General features: G+C 63.0%; 19 protein-coding genes and 1 tRNA gene. 8 read left to right on the top strand and 12 right to left on the bottom strand.

Going from position 1 to position 17,500, the window contains the following annotated elements; genetic code table 11:
- The first annotated feature begins 82 nt into the window (after positions 1–82).
- Positions 83–159, top strand: a tRNA-His gene (locus tag FHS84_RS07160).
- A gap of 113 nt (positions 160–272) precedes the next feature.
- Here the strand turns inward: FHS84_RS07160 and FHS84_RS07155 are convergent.
- Both FHS84_RS07155 and FHS84_RS07150 read right to left on the bottom strand, forming a co-directional pair.
- The gene (locus FHS84_RS07155) at positions 273–1,241 is read right to left on the bottom strand and encodes a hypothetical protein (RefSeq protein ID WP_166932373.1); all 969 of its coding nucleotides are present in this window, start codon (positions 1,239–1,241) and stop codon (positions 273–275) included.
- Positions 1,228–1,596, bottom strand: coding sequence for a PadR family transcriptional regulator (locus FHS84_RS07150; protein WP_166932371.1), 369 nt, complete (start codon positions 1,594–1,596; stop codon positions 1,228–1,230). Before FHS84_RS07150 ends, FHS84_RS07155 begins: the two co-directional genes overlap by 14 nt.
- Positions 1,597–1,729: 133 nt before the next feature.
- Here FHS84_RS07150 and FHS84_RS07145 point away from each other — a divergent pair, with 133 nt between their 5' ends.
- Positions 1,730–2,197 carry a hypothetical protein gene (locus tag FHS84_RS07145; protein ID WP_166932369.1) on the top strand — a complete coding sequence of 156 codons (468 nt, stop codon included), beginning with the start codon at positions 1,730–1,732 and terminating at the stop codon, positions 2,195–2,197.
- Here FHS84_RS07145 and FHS84_RS07140 read toward each other — a convergent pair whose 3' ends face one another.
- From FHS84_RS07140 to FHS84_RS07130, 3 genes are read right to left on the bottom strand one after another with little or no spacing between them, the layout of a single operon-like run.
- Positions 2,198–3,319, bottom strand: a complete 1,122-nt coding sequence (locus tag FHS84_RS07140) for a glycoside hydrolase family 5 protein (protein WP_166932367.1) — start codon at positions 3,317–3,319, stop codon at positions 2,198–2,200.
- A 33-nt stretch (positions 3,320–3,352) separates the two neighbouring features.
- A complete protein-coding gene (locus FHS84_RS07135) occupies positions 3,353–4,216 on the bottom strand; it encodes a substrate-binding domain-containing protein (RefSeq protein ID WP_166932365.1) in 864 nt (287 codons plus the stop codon).
- Positions 4,217–4,228: 12 nt separating this feature from the next.
- Positions 4,229–4,750, bottom strand: a complete 522-nt coding sequence (locus FHS84_RS07130; RefSeq protein WP_166932363.1) for a PAS domain-containing protein — start codon at positions 4,748–4,750, stop codon at positions 4,229–4,231.
- A 182-nt stretch (positions 4,751–4,932) separates the two neighbouring features.
- On the opposite strand from FHS84_RS07130, the gene hisS reads away from it, so the two are divergent.
- From hisS to hisG, 3 genes are read left to right on the top strand one after another with little or no spacing between them, the layout of a single operon-like run.
- On the top strand, positions 4,933–6,411 hold the full coding sequence (gene hisS / locus FHS84_RS07125) for a histidine--tRNA ligase (protein WP_166932361.1): 1,479 nt from the start codon (positions 4,933–4,935) through the stop codon (positions 6,409–6,411).
- Positions 6,411–7,541, top strand: coding sequence for an ATP phosphoribosyltransferase regulatory subunit (locus tag FHS84_RS07120; RefSeq protein WP_166932359.1), 1,131 nt, complete (start codon positions 6,411–6,413; stop codon positions 7,539–7,541). Before hisS ends, FHS84_RS07120 begins: the two co-directional genes overlap by 1 nt.
- Positions 7,538–8,242, top strand: a complete 705-nt coding sequence (gene hisG, locus FHS84_RS07115; RefSeq protein WP_166932357.1) for an ATP phosphoribosyltransferase — start codon at positions 7,538–7,540, stop codon at positions 8,240–8,242. Before FHS84_RS07120 ends, hisG begins: the two co-directional genes overlap by 4 nt.
- 72 nt (positions 8,243–8,314) lie before the next feature.
- On the opposite strand, the gene FHS84_RS07110 is transcribed toward hisG, so the two are convergent.
- Positions 8,315–9,682, bottom strand: coding sequence for a M48 family metallopeptidase (locus FHS84_RS07110; RefSeq protein WP_166932355.1), 1,368 nt, complete (start codon positions 9,680–9,682; stop codon positions 8,315–8,317).
- Positions 9,683–9,766: 84 nt separating this feature from the next.
- On the opposite strand from FHS84_RS07110, the gene FHS84_RS07105 reads away from it, so the two are divergent.
- Genes FHS84_RS07105 through FHS84_RS07095 form a run of 3 tightly spaced genes read left to right on the top strand, consistent with a single transcriptional unit; the run spans position 9,767 to position 11,825 of the window.
- A complete protein-coding gene (locus FHS84_RS07105; RefSeq protein ID WP_166932353.1) occupies positions 9,767–10,516 on the top strand; it encodes an alpha/beta fold hydrolase in 750 nt (249 codons plus the stop codon).
- The gene (locus FHS84_RS07100; protein ID WP_166932351.1) at positions 10,510–11,235 is read left to right on the top strand and encodes a tetratricopeptide repeat protein; all 726 of its coding nucleotides are present in this window, start codon (positions 10,510–10,512) and stop codon (positions 11,233–11,235) included. The genes FHS84_RS07105 and FHS84_RS07100 overlap by 7 nt, the downstream gene beginning before the upstream one ends.
- On the top strand, positions 11,232–11,825 hold the full coding sequence (locus FHS84_RS07095) for a D-Ala-D-Ala carboxypeptidase family metallohydrolase (RefSeq protein WP_166932349.1): 594 nt from the start codon (positions 11,232–11,234) through the stop codon (positions 11,823–11,825). Before FHS84_RS07100 ends, FHS84_RS07095 begins: the two co-directional genes overlap by 4 nt.
- Here the strand turns inward: FHS84_RS07095 and FHS84_RS07090 are convergent.
- The 6 genes from FHS84_RS07090 to FHS84_RS07065 are packed head-to-tail and all read right to left on the bottom strand — an operon-like array spanning position 11,815 to position 17,475.
- Positions 11,815–12,168: an inorganic pyrophosphatase gene (locus FHS84_RS07090; protein WP_166932347.1), complete on the bottom strand. Its 354-nt coding sequence runs from the start codon at positions 12,166–12,168 to the stop codon at positions 11,815–11,817. The genes FHS84_RS07095 and FHS84_RS07090 overlap by 11 nt on opposite strands.
- Positions 12,165–13,286 (bottom strand): tRNA epoxyqueuosine(34) reductase QueG, encoded by a 1,122-nt coding sequence (queG, locus tag FHS84_RS07085; RefSeq protein WP_166932345.1) that lies wholly within the window; start codon positions 13,284–13,286, stop codon positions 12,165–12,167. The genes FHS84_RS07090 and queG overlap by 4 nt, the downstream gene beginning before the upstream one ends.
- The gene (locus FHS84_RS07080; protein ID WP_166932343.1) at positions 13,267–13,911 is read right to left on the bottom strand and encodes a glutathione S-transferase family protein; all 645 of its coding nucleotides are present in this window, start codon (positions 13,909–13,911) and stop codon (positions 13,267–13,269) included. Before FHS84_RS07080 ends, queG begins: the two co-directional genes overlap by 20 nt.
- Before the next feature lie 40 nt (positions 13,912–13,951).
- The gene (gene mtgA / locus FHS84_RS07075) at positions 13,952–14,671 is read right to left on the bottom strand and encodes a monofunctional biosynthetic peptidoglycan transglycosylase (protein ID WP_166932341.1); all 720 of its coding nucleotides are present in this window, start codon (positions 14,669–14,671) and stop codon (positions 13,952–13,954) included.
- A gap of 25 nt (positions 14,672–14,696) precedes the next feature.
- Complete coding sequence (locus FHS84_RS07070; RefSeq protein ID WP_166932339.1) at positions 14,697–17,213, bottom strand: heavy metal translocating P-type ATPase; 2,517 nt, start codon at positions 17,211–17,213, stop codon at positions 14,697–14,699.
- Positions 17,203–17,475 (bottom strand): metal-sensing transcriptional repressor, encoded by a 273-nt coding sequence (locus FHS84_RS07065; protein ID WP_166932337.1) that lies wholly within the window; start codon positions 17,473–17,475, stop codon positions 17,203–17,205. The genes FHS84_RS07070 and FHS84_RS07065 overlap by 11 nt, the downstream gene beginning before the upstream one ends.
- Positions 17,476–17,500: the final 25 nt, after the last annotated feature.

The raw sequence follows: 17,500 nt of genomic DNA, 5'->3' as shown, positions 1-17,500 counted from the left end.
ACCGTCCCCTCGAAGGGATGTCGCAGGGGGACGGACGGCTTGCATTTGGGGCCCGGCGCCCCTAGTTTCCGCCCCCCGACGTGCAGGCGTAGCTCAGTTGGTTAGAGCGCCGGATTGTGGATCCGGAGGTCGTCGGTTCGATTCCAACCGCCTGTACCACCTTTTCCGCTTCGCAGCTCAAGGTGGCGGACACCGTCAGGGGCTGTTGTTATTCCTTTGTTTTTACACGAAAAACGCCCGCAGGCTTGCGGGCGTTTCGCGTATTTTCTTATTCACGCCACTGCTGGCCGCGGCTTCAGGGTCCGCATCAACCGCCACAGCGCCTTGGCGACGATGATCGCTGCGACGAAGCCGAAGAAGGGCAATGCGAACTCGGCGAACTTGTCGTTCACCATCTGGAACTGGGATGCAGCCACGGCGGGGACGCCGTCCACGGCGCGCACCAGATGGCTCTGGAACAGCCAGCAGAACGCCGCCGCCTTGGCGAGGTTGAGCAGGAGCCGCGCCACCACCCGCGGGCCGCTCCAGTAGGGCTTGAACAGGTTGATGGCGCCAAGGGCGATATCGAATACCGCCAGCCCGATGATGATCTGCCAGAAGGCGATCCACTCGGGCGCCACCGTGATGCTGCCGCCGGTCGGGAAATGATAGGTCGTCTGCGAAAAGTAGCCGGCGAGATAGAAGCCTACCCCGATCATGGCGCCGATGATCTCGCCGATGGAATCGCTGCGCGGGATGCGGTTCTTGTCGATCACCGGCCGCAGCGCCTTGGGATTGAACTCGGCCTTTTTGGTGATGTCGATGCCTTTGTGCTCGATCAGCGCGAACACGAGCGTGACCACTGCGAACGCCATCAGAAAACTGTTGAACGGCGACGCGATGGTGTCCGGAACCGGCAAGGCATATCGGTCGAACGACCAGACAAACCAAGCCGCCACCGGCGGGATCAGGCAGACTACCGCGACGATCTTGAGCACGAAGATGTAGAGCGGAAACAGTTCTGGCCCGATCAGATGGCGCTGCGGCTGGTAGCGCGCTGCGACGGTCATGGGGCGGCCGCGCGCCTTGAGGATCTCGGCGATTTCATCTTCGGTCAGCGGCCGGCCTTTCGACTTTTCCGCATCGTCGATTTCGGAGCGGATGTCGTCTGCCAGCTCGGCGCCGATGTCCTCGCGCAGCTTTTCCGGCAGCCAGAACTTCACGGCCGCGATGTAGCGTTCGACCAGATCATTGCCCGCCATGACCAGATTCTCCCGGATCGGTGTGGAGATGAGCGACCGCCTCGCCGATGCTCTGCCATTCGGTCATCAGGCGGGCGAAGATTTCGGTGCCGGATTGGGTGAGGCGGTAGAAGCGCTTCTTGCGCTTGTCCTCCTCGCGCCACTGGCTTTCGAGCAGGCCTTGCGATTCCAGCCGCCGCAGCAGCGGATAGAGCGTGCCTTCGTCGACCGGCATGCCGCCGTCTTCGAGCCGCTTGCGCAAGGTGTAGCCGTATTGCTCGGTTCGGAGCGCCGCCAATACCGCCAGAATCACGCTGCCGCGCCGAAGTTCCAGGCGGAGGTTTTCGAAAACGGCTTGGTCTTGGCTCGACCACATGCTCGCGGCACCAGAGAATATCCTGTCTGCCACATACTATGTGAAACACAGTATGTCAAGCACAGGGTCGATCTGGCGTTTTTAGCGCCCGCACAGGGGGTGATACGGTCTTCGTGTTCGAGGGGGGCCAGTGATGCCGGACAGTCCGAAAATGCTGCGTCGTTTCGGGCGCAACCTGCTGGCGCTGATGTGCGGGATCATCACCGGTACCGTGCTGGCGAGTGGGGAGCAGATGTGGCGCCTGATCGGGATGCGGATCGCCAATGAGCCAATTGAGACGGGGACCTACACGTTTTGGGCGATCATGTACGTTGGCCCACCGCTGAGCGTGGGAACTGTCATTGCCGTCATTGCGACCGCGATTTGGTGGAGCATGGGGGTGAACCGACGACGCTATTTGTTCAACGCGTTCGGTCTGGGATTCGTGCTGACGGCAATAGTGATCGTGGTTTGGTACGTGGCCTTTAGGCAGCAAACGATGCTCAACTCCGAAACCGTTGCGAGCATTGCAGTTTATGCCTTGATGGGCGCCATCGCCGGGGCGATGACGTGGTTCGTCTCCCATCCCCGGCGCAAGAACCTGTTCATCGCGCTCGATTGATCACTGCGCCATCTTCACGATCGCTTCGACCAAGTAGGGATAGGGCTGGGCGCCGGTCGCGCGGTTGAACAGGCCGGAGCCGTGATTGGCGGTGGAGCCGGCATCCCAGTACATCGGTACAAGACCGTGCTTGAAGGCGCTCTTGGTGAGGTAGGCGTCCCAATAGACACGCTGGCGCTCGTGGCCCTGGTATTCGGCTTTCATCACCGCGCTGTATTCGCCCAGGATCACGCCGACGCCCTTGTCGATGAAATGCGTTTTCATCTTTTCGAACTGGCCGTCGATATAGGCCTCGTTGGCCCAGGTTTCGGTCGCAGCGGGATCGGTCGCCAGCGCGCCCCACTGCCAGATGCGGCTCTTGTCGTTGAGCGTGAAATTGTACGGATCGTAGCAGTGCACTTCCATCATCAGCCGGTTCGCAATGGTATCGGGTGGAATGGTCGTACTGGCGATGGTGATGTCGATGTTGGTGTTGTAGCCCTGCACGACCAGCACGCGCTTGGCGTTGTTGCCGCCGCTGGCGCGCACGGTGTTGACGAAGGTCTGGTTGAAACTGTTTTGCGCTGCCACGTTTTCGGCTGATGGCGGCGCATAATTGCCCGCGACCATCACTTCGTTGGTGCCGGCAAACAAGAGATGATCGTCGTAATCCTTGAAGTTCTCGGCGATCTGTTTCCACAGCTTGGCAAGACGGGCGTTGCCATCGGCCTGCTTGGCCGCGGTGGGCTGCAGCCACCCGCCGTCCCAATGCTCGTTGAGTACGACATACAGCCCAGCCTTGCGGGCTTCATCGACGACTTCGGTGATCCGCGCCATCCAGCTGCGGCTGATGATGTCGTCGGAATCGGCATGGGCCGCCCAGGACACGGGAATGCGTACGGACTTGAAGCCGGCGGCTTTCACGGCATTGAACAAATCCTGATTGGCAGGCGGATTGCCCCACGAGGTCTCGCCGGGCAGTGCCTCCAGCGAGTTGCCGAGATTCCAGCCGGGCGACATCTCCTTGGCCATCTCGACGCTGGAGATTTCGCGCATGGGGCCGGGCGCCTTGGCGGCCGTCTCGCCGCACGCCACGGACGTCAGCATCACGGCAGCCGCAACGGCGGCCAGGTAGGTCTTCATCGCGTCAATCTCCACTGTGTTGATTGGATTATCCTAGCCGACCGGCCGGCCCGCTCGCGCGGTCGATTGGCGGATCACCAGTTCGTGCTGCATCGGCCGCTTGCGCGCTTCGGCGCTGGTCGGCGGGTCGATGACAAAATCGACGGCCATGTAGCCGGTCAACTCCATCTTCTGGCGGCAAGTGGTGATCTGCGGCCAGACGGAACGCGCCAGCGGCGAATCGTCGAACCCGGCCAGCGAAAAATCGCCCGGAATATCGAGGCCGAGCCGGTGCGCTGTGGACAGGATCGCGGCGGCGACTTCGTCGTTCGAGGCAAAGATCGCGGTCGGCAGCGGCCGCATCGCCAAGAGCCGTTCGGCGGCGCCAAGCCCCTGGGCGTAATCGAAGCCGCCGGTCAGGAACTGGCTTTCGTCGACCGCCAAGCCCGCATCGGCCATCGCAGCTCGGAAGCCCTCAAGGCGCGCAATCGCATCGCGGTGATCGGGCGGGCCTTTGACGAACGCAATCCGCTGGTGTCCGAGGCCGATCAGGTAGTGCGTCATGTCGTAGGCGGCGGCACGGTTGTCGAGGCAGATATCGAGCGTCGTGCCGAGGTCGGTGTGCGGCGCGATACGCACCACCGGAAGTCCGGTTTCGATCGCCGCTTCGATGACCGGAACGATTTCGCAGATCGGTTCGGGCAGGATGATGCCTCTGAGCGGCGTGCGCTCGAGAAGGGCACGCACCCGGCCGGCGAGCGCGGTATCGGTGAGGTCGAACGATTTGACCACCAGCGCCGTTTCCCATTTGTGGCAGCCGGCCATCAGCCCGATCTGCAGCATGCCGAAATAGCCGGAGCCGACCATCGGCGTGTCGCATAAGAACCCGATCAGATTGGACGTCGTGTTTCCCGCCATTGCTGGCTCCGTTCAACATCCATCGGCGATGAGATCGCCGAACTTACGGCTTGGCGCGACGCCCGATCGGAACGCGGCAACCACGAACAGCATTGTGGGTTGTCCTTCGGCGTCGAGCAATGGCGCCAGAAACAATTCGGCTTCGAGATAATGCAGATCGTTGAAGGCGACCCGCTTCACTACACGCACGGGTTTTGCCCGGTCGAGGATTTCGCTCAGGACGATTTTCCAGCGCTTGGCGACTTCGGGCGGCAGGGCGTCATCGACCGTCTTACCCTGCATCTCCCCGAGAACCGTAGAGATGCGGGTTCCCATCAGACGAATTAAGAACGAGCCGCCCTTGCGCTCGAAAATGATGAGATTACCGAGAAAAGCCTTGGACGAGCGGGGGGTGAACGCGCTGCGCGGCGGTATCCCGCCCACCCGCGACCAGGCGGCGCAGGCCTCCTTCAAAATAGGAGACTCGAAAGCAAGGGTTTCGTCCTTGGTATAGGCCGAATTCAAGCTTTCCAACCAGTCGCCGATTTCTGCCACGGAGGTCTCCTTTCGCAGCGAAAGGTAAGCACCGTGCGCTGACAAGCGGTTAAGCTATGTCCGACTTCGGCTTGTACTTATTTTCCCCTTTAAAACCGGCCGTTTCGGCCGCCCGGCGGCGTTTTCCTTGCCCCTTCAGGGGTCTGCCGCTACAAGGCCGGTTCCTTGTCGAAGGTTTTGTCATGGCGTCGGATAAGAAAATTGCCCAAAAGCCGGTTCGGCCGAAGGCGCGGTTACCGCGCGGGTTCCGTGACCGGTTCGGACCGGAAATCGCGGCCGAGCGCCGGCTGATCGAGATCATCCGCGGGGTTTATGAGAGCTACGGCTTCGAGCCGCTGCAGACCCCGACCTTTGAGTACACTGACGCCCTCGGCAAGTTCCTGCCCGACGTGGACCGCCCCAACGAGGGCGTGTTCTCGCTCAAGGACGACGACGAGCAGTGGATGAGCCTGCGCTACGACCTGACCGCGCCGCTCGCCCGCTATGTCGCCGAGAATTTCCAGAATCTCCCCAAGCCGTTCCGCCGCTATCAGACGGGGCTCGTCTACCGCAACGAGAAACCGGGACCGGGACGCTTCCGCGAATTCACCCAGTTCGATGCCGATACGGTGGGAAGCAACTCGCCCGCCGCCGACGCCGAATTGCTGATGATGGTGTGCGATGCCTTGGAGGCGCTGGGGCTGAAGCGGGGCGAGTACATCGTCAAGATCAATTCCCGCGGCATTCTCGATGGTGTTCTGGATGCGGTGGGTCTGCCGGTCGAAGAACGCGAGCGCCGCGGCATCGTCATGCGTGCGATCGACAAGCTGGATCGGCTCGGCGTTTCCGGTGTGCGAGCGCTGCTCGGCGAAGGCCGCAAGGACGAATCCGGCGACTACACCAAAGGCGCCAATCTCTCCGAAGATGCCGCCGCGAAGATCCTGCGTTTCCTGGAGATCGGCGCCGTGGGGGACGATTTTCAGACCGTGCTGCGCGATATCGTCGGCGACAACGCCAAGGCAGCAGCGGCAGTCGACCAGCTCGCATCCATTGTGACGCTCTGCCGCGAGAACGGGTATTCGGCCGAACAGATCGCGCCCGACACGTCTATCATCCGCGGTCTCGACTATTACACCGGTCCCGTTTTCGAAGCGCAGCTGACGTTCCCGGTCACCAACGAGCAGGGCGAGACTGTCGTGTTCGGATCGGTTGCGGGCGGCGGACGCTATGACGATCTGGTGGCGCGCTTCACCGGTCAGCAGGTTCCGGCGACCGGCATTTCGATCGGCGTGTCGCGCCTTTTAGCGGCTTTGACCGCGCGCGGACTGACCGCCGATGTGGCTCCCCTGGTGATCGTGCTCGGCATGGGCGATACGGTGTCCTCGTTCCGCATCGCCAAGGAATTGCGTGCCGCGGGCGTGCGCGCCGAAGCCTATGTCGGCACCAAGAAAATCCCCGACCAGCTCAAATATGCCGACAAGCGCGGCGCCGCCCTCGTGGTGATGGAAGGCGACGACGAGCGTGCAGCCGGTAATGTTACGATCAAAGATTTGAAGCTCGGCGCCGAACTGGCCAAACAGGTCGAAAGCCGGGCCGAATATCTCGGCGCCCGCAACGCGCAAGTCACCATCGCGCGCGCCGATCTTGTCAGCGAAGTGAAGAAAATCCTGGAACAAAACTGATGGCCTCGTTTCCTACCTACGGACCGGAAGAGATTGATGCGTTGAACGGCGTCGCCGATGCGGTGCTCGGCGTGTTCAAGCATCACGGCTACACCCGCCACGAACCGGCGGTGCTGCAGCCGGCGCATCTCTTCGTCGACCGTTCGGGCGAGGAAATCCGCCGCCGCACTTACGAACTGACCGATCCGACCGGGCATGAATTGTGCCTGCGCCCCGATCTCACCATTCCGACCTGCAAATTCCAGGTCGACAGCGGCGCCGCGTTTCCGGCGCGACTTTGCTATCACGGGCTGGCGTTCCGCCATCAGCCGGGCGCAGGCCAGTTCTGGCAGGCGGGCGCGGAGCTGCTCGGCCTTGCCGATCGCGCTGCGGGCGATGCCGAAATGATGGGTCTTGCCGCCGAGGCGGTGCGCGCCGGCGGCGTGAAAGACTTTTCGATGCTGGTCGGCGATCTCGGCCTGTTCAACACCCTGGTCGATGCGCTGGAAGTGCCGGCGCAATGGCGCGGGCGGCTGAAGCGCCATGTCTGGCGCACCGGCTATTTCGAAAAGCTGCTGGCCCGCATGGTCTCCGGCGAAGTCAACGAAACCGAACGGACCGTCGATGCGCTGGCCGGTCTCAAGCTGATGGAACTGAAGCCCGCTATCGAAGAATTGATCGACAAGGAAGGCGATGCGCCGCTCGGCGGGCGTACACGCGACGAAATTGTCGAGCGGCTGATGGTGCAGGCGTGCGATGACAGCGCGCCGCGTCTCGATCCGGAAGTGGCCGATCTCATCACCAAGTTCCTGAAGGTCAGCGGCAACGGCGAAGCGGCATTGGAAGAAATCCGTGTCCTGACGAAACCGGTCGCCGCCAAGATGGTGAAACCGCTGGCGGCCATGGCCGAACGCCTGCATGCGTTGAAGGGGATGGATATCCCGCTCGACAAGGTGCGGTTCGTCGCTCATTTCGGGCGCAATCTCGAATACTATACCGGCTTCGTGTTCGAGTTCTGGACCCGCGCCGGCGAAGTCGCGGGCGGCGGCCGTTACGACACGCTTCTGGAATCCTTCGGCGCGCCGCGCGGCACCACCGCCATCGGCTGCGCCATTCGTACCGAACGTCTTCTGGCCGCGAGGACTGCATGAGCGAGATGATTACGCTGGCGGTGCCTTCGAAAGGCCGCCTCAAGGAACAGTTCGACGCCTTTCTCGGCAAATCCGGAATCGCGTTGAAGCAGACCGCGGGCGCGCGCGGCTATCGCGCCACTGTCGAGGGCCATCCCGGCATCGACGTGATGCTGCTGTCGTCGTCGGAAATCGCAGCGTCGCTGGCGGGCGGCGATGTGCATCTCGGTGTCACCGGCGAGGACTTGATCCGCGAAGCCGTGCCCGAACTCGAAGATCGCGTCACGTTGCTGAAGGGGCTCGGCTTCGGCTTTGCCGATGTTGTGGTGGCGGTGCCGAAAAGCTGGATCGACGTTTCCACCATGGCCGACCTCGACGACATCTGCGCCGCCTATGCCGCGCGCCACAAGAAGCGTCTCCGGATCGCCACCAAGTACGCCCAACTCACGCGCAGCTTCTTCGCGCATGCCGGCATTTCCGATTATCGCATCGTGCCGAGCGCTGGTGCCACCGAAGGCGCGCCGACCGCGGGTACGGCGGAGGCGATCGTCGACATCACAACCACGGGATCGACGCTGAAGGCGAACGGTCTCAAGATTCTCGATGACGGCGTGATCCTGAAAAGTCAGGCCCAGCTTGCCATGAGCCATCGCGCCGATTGGAACGACGAGCGCCGCGCGATCGCCGCCGCGTTCCTGAAGCCGCTGGGCGTAGAGATTTAGCGAATAGCGAACGGCGAATAAAAATGGGGCCTGGCGGAGTTTCCGTCAGGCCCTTTTTGCTGTTCGCCTATGTTACTGCGGCGAGATCGGTCCCGCCATGATGTCGGGATCGTTGAGGTGCTCGGCCTTCCAGCGCATCGCCATCAGGATGCGGTAGCGCCCCGAGGGATGATCGAAGAACAGGAATTCTTCGAGCGGCGACGGGTCCATCTTGCGATATTCGCCGAGCATGAGATCGACTTTGGCTTCCGCGTCGGGCTGGCGAACCAGATTGAGCCCGAACAGGTCGGCTTGGATTTCCTGCGTCCGGATGAGCGTATTGGTCACTGGCGTGACCAGGAACATGAACACGCTGAACACGGCCATGATCAGCGGCAAGCCGGCCGGATCAGCGATCCCGCGCACATCCCAGCGGGCGCCGAAAAAGCGGACCAGACCGTGAAAGACGCGGTCGACGAACCAGAAACCGAAACAGATGATCAGGCCGAACCAGACGATCATGTTTCCCACATGGTTCATCACGTAATGGCCCATCTCATGACCCAGGACCTGCAAGACTTCGCTCGGCGTGCAACGGTTCATCAGGTTGTCGTTGAGAGCGATGCGGGTGGTGCCCAACAGGCCGGAAACGTTCGCCGAGACGCGCTTGGATTGCCGCGAGGCGTCGACCAGATAGACGTCCTTGGCCGGGATGCCCTGGCTGCGCGCCAGCGACAGGATGGCGTTGCGGGTCGCACTCTCCGGCAGCGGCGTGTACTTGTTGAACAGCGGCTGGATGAATACGGGGCCGGCCGCGATCATCAAAACCGCGAACACCACGGAAATTCCGGCGCCCCATTTCCACCAGCTGCGCTGAACCTTCCGGGCGGCGGCGTAAATCAGGGTCAGAACCAGGCTGAAGGCGAAGATTTCGATCAGGAACGACGTGCCGAATTCGCCGAACCATTGGCCGAAAGTCTGGTTGGACAGGCCATATTTGTGTTCGCGGAAGAAGCCTTCGTAAATCGTCAGCGGCAGCGCCACCACGGTCGTGATCACGATGTACTGCACCGTATAGATCGGGACCTGCAGCCAGCGATAGCGCGTGATCCGCTCCGCGATCGTGCGCATCCGACTCGAGATCTTCAGCCACAACAGCAGGCCTGCGACGACCAGAACGTAAACGAGATCCACGACCTGGAGCACGTATCCGCCTTCGAAATAGGCGTCGGTGCGGGCCCGGTCCTTGGCCGGAATCTGGGCGAGGTAGGCGTCGGTGGCCTTGATCGGATCGAAATTCGATACTCCGGCTGGCGGCAGTTGGGCGACTTCGATCTTGGAGGTGGGCGCCGTGTGCGGCACGATCGAGTAGGAAGGCGCCGCATCCTGGGCAAGGGCCGGACCGGAAAGGCCTAATCCCAGCACCAGGGCTGCCAAAAGTGTCAACAGTCGAATCCTCATCGCACCCTCCTGAAACATGAAGCGAGTTTAACAGAGCCCCCACGGCGTGGCACAGTACGGTAGACCGACGCTTCGGAAAGAACCATGACCGAATTTCTCACGCGCCGCGACGGCGAGCAAATCGCCTATCACCGAATCGGCGGCCGTGGCCCCGGCCTGATGTGGCTGGGGGGCTTCAACTCCGACATGAACGGCACCAAGGCGCAAGCCGTGGAAGCGTTCGCTGCGCGCGAAGGTCGCGCTAGTGTGCGTTTCGACTACTTCGGGCATGGTACCTCTTCGGGCGCTTTCCGGGATGGCACCATTTCACGATGGCGTGATGACGCCCTGGCGGTGCTCGACCAATTGACCGTGGGCAAACAGGTTCTGATCGGCTCTTCGATGGGCGGCTGGATCACGACCTTGGTGGCGGCCGCGCGGCCGGAGCGGATTGCGGCCGTCGTGCTGATCGCACCGGCGCCGGACCTCACCGAAGAATTGATGTGGAAACGGATGCCGCCGGAGATTCGCGACGAAGTTCTGACTAAGGGAAGCTGGTTTTATCAGCCGGACGATGGCGAGGGGTATCCCATCAGCCGGAGCCTGATCGAAAGCGGGCGGGAGAATTTGGTGCTCGGCACGCCGCTGACTCTCGACGCTCCGGTGCGCATTCTGCACGGGACCGACGACAAGGATGTGCCGTGGCAACTCGGCGTCAAGCTGCTCGATGTTTATCAGGGCGATGTCACCTTCACCCTGGTCAAAGGGGCCAATCATCGCCTCTCGAGCGAAGCAAATTTGCATCTTCTCCAACGCACGCTCGAATCCGTGCTGAAGGATGTCGCGCCATGCTGAAATATGCGCTCGTTCTGCTCGCCTTCGCCGCGCCGGCAATGGCCGAAGATATGACCTACGACGATTGCGTCGCGATGGTCGATCGCAGTCCGGCGACGGCGGAAAAGAAATCGGCCGCCTGGCAGGTGCACGGCGGCGGCGCGGCGGCCATGCATTGTCATGCGCTCGCGCTCTATGCCTTGCAGCGCTACGACGAAGCGGCGCGCGTGCTCGACGCGCTCGGCCGTAATCGCGACGTGCCTGCCGCCGGGCGCTCGGCGCTGTTCGACGAGGCCGGATCGGCGTGGCTCGCCGCCGATAAGCCGGGGCAGGCGGTCACTTCGTTCACGGCAGCGCTTGCCGACAAGCCGAACGATCTTGGCTTGTTGTCCTCGCGGGCCAGGGCTCGCGGGTTGATCCGCGACTGGCGGGGTGCCGAGAGCGATTTGTCGGCGGCGCTGGCGCAGGATGCCAATCGTGCCGATTTGTTGGTGCTGCGGGCGAGTTCGCGCTGGGCGCAAGGCAACAAAACCGGAGCCGCTGCCGATATCGTGCGGTCGCTCGAAGTCTATCCCGATTATCCGCCGGCGCTGGTCGAGCGCGGCAAGATGAAGTACTCCGCCGGCGATCTTGCGGGCGCCAAGCGCGATTGGCAGAGTGCCGCTGCCCGCGGCCAAGGCCGCACGGCCGCCGATGCCAAACGCTATTTGAACGAGCTTCAATCCAAAGGCGGGAAATGATACGGGCTGTCGTACTCGCTGTTGTGTTGTTTGCGAGTGCGGCCCAGGCCGAACCATCGTTTTTCGATTGGCTCGATGCGGCGCCGGGCCGGCGGGCTGAAGTGGCGGCGCTGCAGCGCTATCTCGATAAGACGCATGTCGGCGACGTGCTCGGGCCCGAAGACCTGTTGCGCAATGCCTCAAGCTGGCGATCCTGCGGGCTCGGCTATCCCTGGTCGATGCCGCCGCGGGAACTGTGGCCGCATGTGGTGCCGACGCTGCGTTTCATCCGCGATCAAGTAATCCCGGAGATCGGGCCGGTGATGGTCGAATCCGGCTGGCGCGAACCGAAGCTCAACGCATGCGCAGGCGGAGCGCCGAGGAGCGCACACGCGCTCTATTATGCACTCGATCTGGTGCCGCAGGACATGATCACCCGGCGCGAATTGATCGCCACGGTGTGCCGGCTGCATGCGCGCAAAGGCAAGGGCTACAATATCGGTCTTGGCTTCTACGACGGCGTGCGCTTTCACATCGACAGCAAAGCCTACCGTCGCTGGGGCTCCGACAATCACGGCAAGACGAGCCCGTGCTCCACGTTCACCGGATAATCGTCAGGCCCTTCATGTAGGGTCCGGTGTTGTAGAATTCGTCGATCACCGCGATTTCGTCGGGCGTGCAGCCGATCAGGATTTTTACCTCGGAATCGCGTTTGACGAGATCGACGGTGCAGACCGCGCCGGTGATGGCGTTGCCAGGAAGCGTGCCGCGCCAGATATCGGCTTCGGCGCCGTCGTTGCTGTTGGTGCCGTCGAGAAAGCCGTAATCGAGCGGGTAGATCATCTCGGGAAAGCGCGGATGGCGCGAGCCTTTCGGCCGTTCGATGATGATCCGGTTTTCCGCGACCAGCTTTTCGAGGGCGGTCCAGTAACCCGTATCGGCGGCAAGCTTCATGGCAACCACTCCCGGCGCACGTCGGCATCGGATTCGCTTGTACCATGAATCGCTGCCAGCGCCCGGACGGCGGGCAGGGCCAAAAGCCGCGTCACTGCCCATGCCGCCATCGCCCGCACCAGCGGCGAGGGATCGTCCGCCAGCCGCACGGCTTCGGCCGCCAGCGCCGGGTCGCCGGAATTGCCGGCGGCGATCAGCACATTGCGCACGAAGCGGTCGCGGCCGATCCGCTTGATCGGCGATTTCCGGAACAGCGCGCGAAACGCGGCATCGTCCAGTCGAACCAGTTCTTGCAGTACCGGCCGGGTCAGTTCTTCGCGCGCCGCGAACTTGGCCTCGTGCGAGACCTGCGCGAACTTGTTCCACGGACACACGGCAAGGCAGTCGTCACAGCCATAAATGCGGTTGCCGATGGCTTCGCGGAATTCGCGCGGAATATGGCCCTTATGTTCGATGGTCAGATAGGAAATGCAGCGCCGCGCATCGAGCTGGTACGGCGCCGGGAAGGCGCGCGTCGGACAGATGTCGAGGCAGGCGTGGCAGGCGCCGCAGTGATCGGATTCGCGCGTGTCGGGCGCCAAGTCGAGGCTCGTGAACACCGAGCCCAGGAACAGCCACGATCCGAAACTGCGGCTGACCAGATTGGTGTGTTTGCCTTGCCAGCCGATACCGGACTCCTGCGCCAGAGCTTTTTCCAGCACCGGTGCGGTGTCGACGAACACGCGGGCGTCGCCGCCGTGGGTATCGCACAGCCAATGCCCGAGCGCCTTCAGCCGCGTCTTGATGAGGTCGTGATAATCGTCACCGCGGGCATAGACGGAAATCGCGCCCGTGCCCGGTGCATCGAGATCGGTGCGCGGATCGTGATCGGGGCCGTAATTGACGCCGAGCATGATCACGCTTTTCGCTTCCGGCCATAGTTGGACGGGATCGGCGCGGCGGTCGGAATTGTTCGCCATCCACGCCATATCGCCGTGACGGCCTTCCGCCAGGAACGCGGCGAGATGCTCGCTCGCGCCCGCGGGCGCTGCGGCTCTAGCAATGCGCACGACATCGAAGCCTCCCGCCAAGGCCCGTTTGCGGACCTCATCGGAAAGCTCAGAAGTCGAGATCGGCATAATATTTGATCGGTGGCTGGCCCGGCACGCGGTCGGCGAGCAGCGAACGGAACGAGGGGCGCGACTTCATCCGCATGTACCACTCGCGCAAGCCCTGGTTGGCATCCCACGGCACTTCGCCGAAATAGTCGAGCGACGACAGATGCGCCGCCAGGGACAAATCGGCGATGGTGAGATTGCGGCTGACGAGATTGCCGTGTTCGTCCACCGTCTTGCCGAGGAACGGGATCAACTCGCGCAAGGCATCGCGGCCGGCGCGGATCACGTTGACGTCGGGCGTCGAACGGGTGGGCGTGCCGGTATAGCGCGGGTTCGCCTTCTCGGAGACGATCTTGCGGGTGACCTGATCGCCCAGCACGGTCGCGGTCCAGTCAAGCCAGCGCAAGGCTTCGCCGCGTTCGACGGCGTCGTCGGGCACCAGCGGAATTTCGGGATAGGTTCCTTCGATGTGATCGAGGATCGCCCACAGTCCGGTGACGGTGGTGCCGTCGAGATCGATGAACTGGGGCATGTGCGCATGGGTGTCGTCCGCCATTTGCGGATCGACAACGAGACGTTTTTCGCCCAGGGCCAGCCGGACGAGCCGGGAGGCGGGCTGGAACACGAGATGGATCAGGCGACGCATGGCGAACAGTGTAATGAAAGTGTCGTGCCGGTCCTAGCCTTTATCGTACGCACCAGTCCATATCGCCTTCGCGGGCTTCGCGGGTGCGGGCCATGGCGCGGGACATCCGCTTTTTGCCGGCCCGCGTCGCCTTCCACTTGTCGGGATTGGGCAGGATCGAGGCCATCCGCGCCGCCTGGGCGCCGGAAAGCCGGTTCACCGGGCTATGGAAGTAGGCTTCCGCGGCCGCTTCGGCGCCGAAGTTGCCGTGCCCCCAGTCGACCAGATTGAGATAGGCCTCGAGGATGCGCTTCTTGGGCCAAACGGCTTCGACCAGCACCGTCAGCCAGGCCTCGACACCCTTGCGGACCCAGGTGCGCGACGGCGGCAGGAACAGTGTGCGCGCCACCTGCTGGCTGAGGGTGGAGGCGCCGCGATGGCTCCTGCCTTGCTCGCGCTCTTTGATGGCGAGTTCGATATCCTCGAAATCGAAACCGTGATGGCTGCAGAAATTCTGGTCCTCGGAGCCGATCACCGAGTATTTGAGCCCCGGCGCCATGGCGTCGATCGAGCGCCAGGAATGATGCACGTCGCGGCCGGTGAGGAGGTAGATCGCCATTTGCGGCGTTCCCGGCACCGGCACGAAGCGGAAGATCACGAGATAGAGGAGCGGCAGCGGCACCAGAAACGCGAACAACACCAGGAAGATCCGCCGGATCCACGGCTTGCGCTTGCCTTTGCCGTTCCAGAGGCGGTTGAAAAACGACTTCACCTTGCTCATTGCCGTATCCCCTACGCTGGCATTTTTAGAGCTTCGCCCCCTTCAGACGCAACGCATTGGCGATCACCGACACCGAACTGAAGCTCATTGCCGCAGCCGCAACCATCGGCGACAGCAGCCAGCCGGTGATCGGATAGAGAACGCCCGCCGCCAGCGGAACGCCCAGCGCGTTATACGCGAATGCCCAGAACAGGTTCTGCTTCATGTTGCGAAGGGTCGCCTTGGCCAGGCGCCGGGCCCGCAACAAGGCACCGAGATCGCTTTTCAGGAGTACCAATCCGGCGGTCTCGATTGCCGCGTCGGAGCCCGAACCCATGGCGATCGCCACGTCCGCCGCTGCCAGCGCCGGAGCGTCGTTAACGCCGTCGCCCGCGAACGCAACCGTGCCGCTGCCACGCTTGTCCGCAACTAGCTTGGCCTTGCCTTCCGGCGTCAGTCGCGCCGCGACGGTTTTGATACCCGCTTCGACGGCAATGGCCTGCGCGGTCTCCGGTGCATCGCCGGTCGCCATCACGATGTCGAGGCCTTCCGCCGCGAGTGCCGCAAGGGTTTCGCGCGCGCTTGGCTTCAGCGGGTCCTTGATCGCGATGAGGCCGAGTGCATCGCTGCCGCGCGCCACGAAGATCACGGTGGCACCCACTGTCCGCCAATGCGCCGCATCGCCCATGAGTGCGCCGGTCGGCGCGCCGTTCTCGGCGAGGAAGTCCTCGCTGCCGACCAGGATTGTGGCGCCGTCGACGCGCGCGCGAAGGCCTTTGCCGGTGACATTGGCAAAATCGTCCGCATACGGCAAAGCAAGTGTGCCGGCGCGTTCGATCACCGCGTGGGCGAGAGGATGGGCGCTTTTGGATTCCAGCGCTGCCGCCAAAGCCAGCATCTCGGTTTCGCTGGTGCCCGCCACGGTGTGGATCGCCACCACTTCGGGCTTGCCTTCGGTGATAGTGCCGGTCTTGTCGATCACCAGCACGGCGGCGGTCGCGAATTTCTCCAGAGCCGCTGCGTTTTTCACCAGCACGCCGGAATGGGCGCCGCGTCCCACCGAAACCATCACCGACATTGGCGTCGCCAATCCCAGGGCACAAGGGCAGGCGATGATGAGCACGGATACGGCGGCCATCAGCGCGTAGTCGAGCGTAAAGCCTGCCGCCAGCCACGCGATGAAGGTGACGATCGCGACCGCCGATACTGTCGGTACGAACCATGCGGATACCTTGTCGGCCAGTGTCTGTGTCGGAGCGCGGCTCCGCTGTGCTTCGGCAACCAGGGCCACGATCTTCGACAACACCGTATCGGCGCCGACGCGGGTGGCGCGGATCACCAGGGCGCCGTTCTTGTTGAGCGTGCCGCCGGTGACCGCATCGCCTTTCGCCTTGGCGACCGGCACGGATTCGCCGGTCAGCATGGATTCATCGACAGCGCTCTCGCCTTCGATCACTTCGCCATCGGTCGGAACGGCATCGCCGGGGCGTACGATCAACTCGTCGCCAAGCACGACCTGCGCCAGCTCGACCGTTTCGGTCCCGTGCGCGGTACGCCGGAGCGCAGTCTTGGGCGCAAGATCGATCAAGGCGCGGATCGCGGCGCCGGTGCGGGAGCGGGCGCGCAGTTCGAGCACTTGTCCCATCAGCACCAAGGTGATGATTACTGCCGCGGCCTCGAAATAGACCGGCGGTCCCATCGCGCCGTGATGATACCCGGCCGGCACCAACGACGGCACCAGCAGCACGACAAGGCTGTAGAGGTACGCCACCGCGACGCCGAGGCCGATCAGGGTGAACATGTTGGCGTGGCCGGTTACCGCGCCCTTCCAGCCGCGCACGAAGAACGGCCAGCCTGCCCAAACCACCACCGGAAGCGCCAACAACGCCTCGATGACTGCGCGCAGCAGCGGTGCCATGGGTAATACATCACCCGCCATCGCAAGCAGAAATACCGGCGCGGTCAGCGCCAGCGAGATCCAGAAGCGGCGGCGCATGTCGCGATATTCGGAATCATCCTCGGCTGCCGTCGGATCCGCCGGCTCCAGTGCCATGCCGCAGATTGGACAATCGCCCGGCCCCATCTGCTTCACTTCGGGATGCATCGGGCAGGTGTAGAGAATGTCTTTGCTCCCCGTCTTTTCTCCTCCGCGATGCTCGGAAGAATGGCAGGTGCAATGGCCGGCAGCGGGGGAGGTCCCGCCCACAGCGGGCGAGAGGGAAAGATATCGGTCCGGCTCGGCTTCGAACTTCGCTTTGCAGCCGGCGCTGCAGAAATAGTAGTCCTCGCCCTTATAGTTGGTGTGGTTTCCCTTGGCTTTGGCGACCGCGACGAACGGGGTCATGCCGCAGACGGGATCTTTGGCGCGCTCGGGTGCGGCCTCAACGGGGGAGGCTGTAACGTACTTCTCCGGCTCGGCATCAAATTTGGTTTTGCAGCCGGCACAGCAGAAGATGTAGCGCACACCGTTGCGGACGCTCGTGTTGCCTTTGGCGATGGCGGTTTCCGGGTTCGGCGTCATGCCGCAAACCGGATCTTTCGGGTTCAAGGTTTCATTTGCCATAGCGGCTGAACAGCTCCACCAGTTCGTCGAATTTCTGCTTCTGGTCGCGGGCGTCGCCCGATTTGATGGCGTGCGCGACGCAATGGGCGGCGTGCCCTTTGAGGACCTCGGTTTCTACCCGGCCCAGAGCCGCCTTGATCGCTTCGATCTGGTTCAGAACGTCGATGCAGTAGCGTTCCTCTTCCACCATGCGCACGACGCCGCGCACCTGGCCCTCGATGCGGGCAAGGCGGCTGAGCAGCTTGGGATCGGCTTTCGTCACTGTACCCTCCGGGGGTATATACCGG

The organism is Rhizomicrobium electricum, from assembly GCF_011762045.1.
In the GTDB taxonomy this organism is placed as follows: Bacteria; Pseudomonadota; Alphaproteobacteria; order Micropepsales; family Micropepsaceae; genus Rhizomicrobium; species Rhizomicrobium electricum.
Note: the sequence above shows the minus strand (reverse complement) of the source record. Positions and strands in the feature narration are given on the sequence as shown.